Genomic DNA, 2,758 nt, shown 5'->3' with positions numbered 1-2,758 from the left:
CCATCTCGTAACGGACCTGGACCAAGTCCTTGGCATCGAAGAATGGATTGCCGACGAACAGCAGGTCGCGGACAGCTTCGGGGTCGGGATTGAGGACGCCGTCCTGCGCCAGCGCCGCGCTCTTCGGGTCCTGTTTTTTGGCCTTCCTCATGCGTGGCCTCGAATCGTCGTAAATATAAATACGCCTCTAGATCTTGATGATCAAGCCCCAATTCAACACCACATGCTGATATTTGGCCGATTAAACTGTAAAACTCGTTCGGCGGCTGTGGAGCGGCGTCATTCCCTTTACATATGCGGCGCAATTCTCTTTACGCATCGTCGGACCTCAATCCCTCGGCAAGCCGATCCAGCGCATCACACAGGGCCAGCAGATCAACGGTCCTAAAGGCTGCTCGACCCACGGCAATCAGCCGAAACTCATCCCCGGGATCGATGTCGGTCCAGGCGCTCGCAATCGTGCAAAGTCGTCCATTCTGCCCTTCATAGATCACCCGGTCTTCGCCCCAATGTCGCTGCCGGCAGATCAGATCGAACATGCGACCGCACAGCGGATGGAAGGGATGAGTGATCCGTACCTTTTGGCGGGTCGTACCTACACGGCCTGCAGTCGACGACTTTCTCCAAGGCCAAGGTCGAACAGGCGGTCCTCATGGTCGAGCGCTGGCTGCTCGGGCGGCTGCGCCACCGCACCTTCCACAGCCTCGCCGAGGTCAACGCGGCGATCACCGAGCTAATGACCCGGCTCAACGAGGAGCGGCCGATCCGGCGGCTCGGCGTGACCCGCCGCAAGCTATTGGAGGAGATCGACCTGCCGGCGCTCAAGGACTTGCCGGAGAGCCCCTACGCGTTCGCCGAGTGGCGGATCTGCCGGGTCAGCATCGACTATCACGTCGAGGTCGAGGCGCATTACTACAGCGTCCCGCATCGCTTCGTCCGCGCCGAGGTCGAGGTGCGCTTCACCGCCCGCACCGTCGAGATTTTCCACAAGGGCGAGCGGATCGCCGCGCATCAGCGCATGAGCGGCAACCACAAGCACACCACCGTGCCGGAACACATGGCGTCCAGTCATCGGCGCTACGCCGGCTGGACCATCGAGCGCATTCGCAAGGAGGCCGCCACGATCGGGCCGGCCACCGCGGCGCTGTGCGACCTGATCCTCGATGAGCGGGCGCACCCCGAGCAGGGCTTCCGCGCTTGCCTCGGCATCATCCGGCTCGGCCAATCCTACGGGCAAGAGCGGCTCGATGCTGCCGCCATGCGGGCGATCGACATCGGCGCGCGCACCTACGGCTCGGTCAAATCGATCCTTGCCAACAACCTCGATCGGCGTCCTTCACCCAAGCGCCCCGCGGACAACGCGCCGGTCCTTCATCCCAACATCCGCGGGCCGCGCTACTACAACTAGAACCTATCTCAAAATTGAAGATCAGCGTCGATCGGCTATAAAGGAAAGATGATTCGGTTGACGGACGAGCAATGGGAGCGCATCCGGAAACACTTTCCGGAAGAGCACATTGCCGACGGCCGGCCGGGCCGGAAGCCGATTGCGACACGTCAGGTTCTCGAAGCCGCTCTTTGGATTTTGAACACGGGCGCGCAGTGGCACATGCTGCCGCAGTGCTATCCGAACTATAAGACCGTACACCGTCGCTTTCAGAATTGGTGTCGCAATGAAGTGTTGCGGCGCGTTCTGACCGATATAGCCAACGAACTTCGTGAGAAAGGCTTGCTCGACGAAGAGGAGTGTTTCATCGACGCGACCTTTGCGATGGCCAAAGGCGGCTGTGCAGAGATCGGCCCAACGAGGCGCGGAAAAGGCTTAAAAATCATGGCGATTGTGGATCGCCACGGTTTGCCGCTTTCAGTGAGCACGCATGCCGCGAACCATCACGAAGTGCGCTTGGTACAGCTCTGCTTCGACTTCTACATGATCGAGGCCAAGCCAGAGAACCTGATCGGCGACCGCGCCTATGACAGCGATTCGCTCGACGATGAACTGCGCTCACAAGGCATCGAGATGATCGCGCCACATCGTTCAAACCGAGTGAGGTCGCTCACCCAGGACGGCCGCAGGCTCCGTCGTTATACTCGGCGTCGGCTGGTCGAACGCTTCTTCGCCTGGATACAGTGGCGGCGGCGCCTGCTGGTCCGCTGGGAGTTCTATCCGCAAAACTTCCTCGGCTTCGTCCAGCTCGCTTGCCTGCTGATCCTGTTTCGACGATTTTGAGATAGGTTCTAGTGTCCTGAACCAGAAGTTCGCAACATCGCATGGTGTTGTACCGGGGCATTGTAACGGCAGAAGCGCTCCATGGAAGCAAGGATGTCGTCGGCTGACTTGGTCCACCGGAACGGCTTGGGATCAGCGTTATGTCGTTCGATGAACGAGGCGATGTCCGCCCTGAGGGCGGCTACGCTGCGATAGACGCCGCGCCTGATCTTCTTATCGGTAAGAAGCGCGAAGAAGCGCTCGACCTGATTGAGCCATGACGAACTGGTCGGGGTCAGGTGCACATGCCAGCGCGGCCGTTTAGCCAGCCATCTGCGGATCAGCGGAGTCTCCGCTACGGCCGCCGCTCCACCACCGTCACCAGCCAGCTCCCCGTCGATCAATGGCACGCGCTGATCGGCGAGCCGATGACTTCATGATGCCTCCTTCCTCGAACGCTTGGTGCGTCGTACTCGATTACGAAGCTGACGGATTTGGTCGTCTGAGAGCTCGATCTGCCATGGCTGGCCTTTGGCTAACTGACGACCT

The 2,758-nt window shown here is 60.3% G+C and carries 2 protein-coding genes and 2 pseudogenes; 2 read left to right on the top strand and 2 right to left on the bottom strand.

Annotation, left to right across the window (positions count from 1 at the left end; genetic code table 11):
• Positions 1-311 precede the first annotated feature (311 nt).
• A complete protein-coding gene (locus I6F17_RS37355; protein WP_225132281.1) occupies positions 312-572 on the bottom strand; it encodes a DUF5372 family protein in 261 nt (86 codons plus the stop codon).
• Positions 573-625: 53 nt separating this feature from the next.
• Here I6F17_RS37355 and I6F17_RS37350 point away from each other — a divergent pair.
• Together I6F17_RS37350 and I6F17_RS37345 are read left to right on the top strand one after the other, a co-directional pair.
• Positions 626-1,408 (top strand): annotated as a pseudogene (locus tag I6F17_RS37350) (IS21 family transposase); the annotation flags it as partial.
• Between the two features lie 48 nt (positions 1,409-1,456).
• The gene (locus tag I6F17_RS37345; protein ID WP_225132280.1) at positions 1,457-2,230 is read left to right on the top strand and encodes an IS5 family transposase; all 774 of its coding nucleotides are present in this window, start codon (positions 1,457-1,459) and stop codon (positions 2,228-2,230) included.
• 8 nt (positions 2,231-2,238) lie between these two features.
• On the opposite strand, the pseudogene I6F17_RS37340 reads toward I6F17_RS37345, so the two are convergent.
• Positions 2,239-2,562, bottom strand: a pseudogene (locus I6F17_RS37340) (IS630 family transposase); the annotation flags it as partial.
• Positions 2,563-2,758: the final 196 nt, after the last annotated feature.

Source organism: Bradyrhizobium sp. NBAIM18 (genome assembly GCF_020193825.1).
Taxonomy (GTDB): domain Bacteria; phylum Pseudomonadota; class Alphaproteobacteria; order Rhizobiales; family Xanthobacteraceae; genus Bradyrhizobium; species Bradyrhizobium yuanmingense.
Note: the sequence above shows the minus strand (reverse complement) of the source record. Positions and strands in the feature narration are given on the sequence as shown.

Coding starts and splice junctions, on each gene's coding strand:
- I6F17_RS37345 (WP_225132280.1), top strand. CDS start 1,457: ATGATTCGGTTGACGGACGAGCAATGGGAGCGCATCCGGAAACACTTT.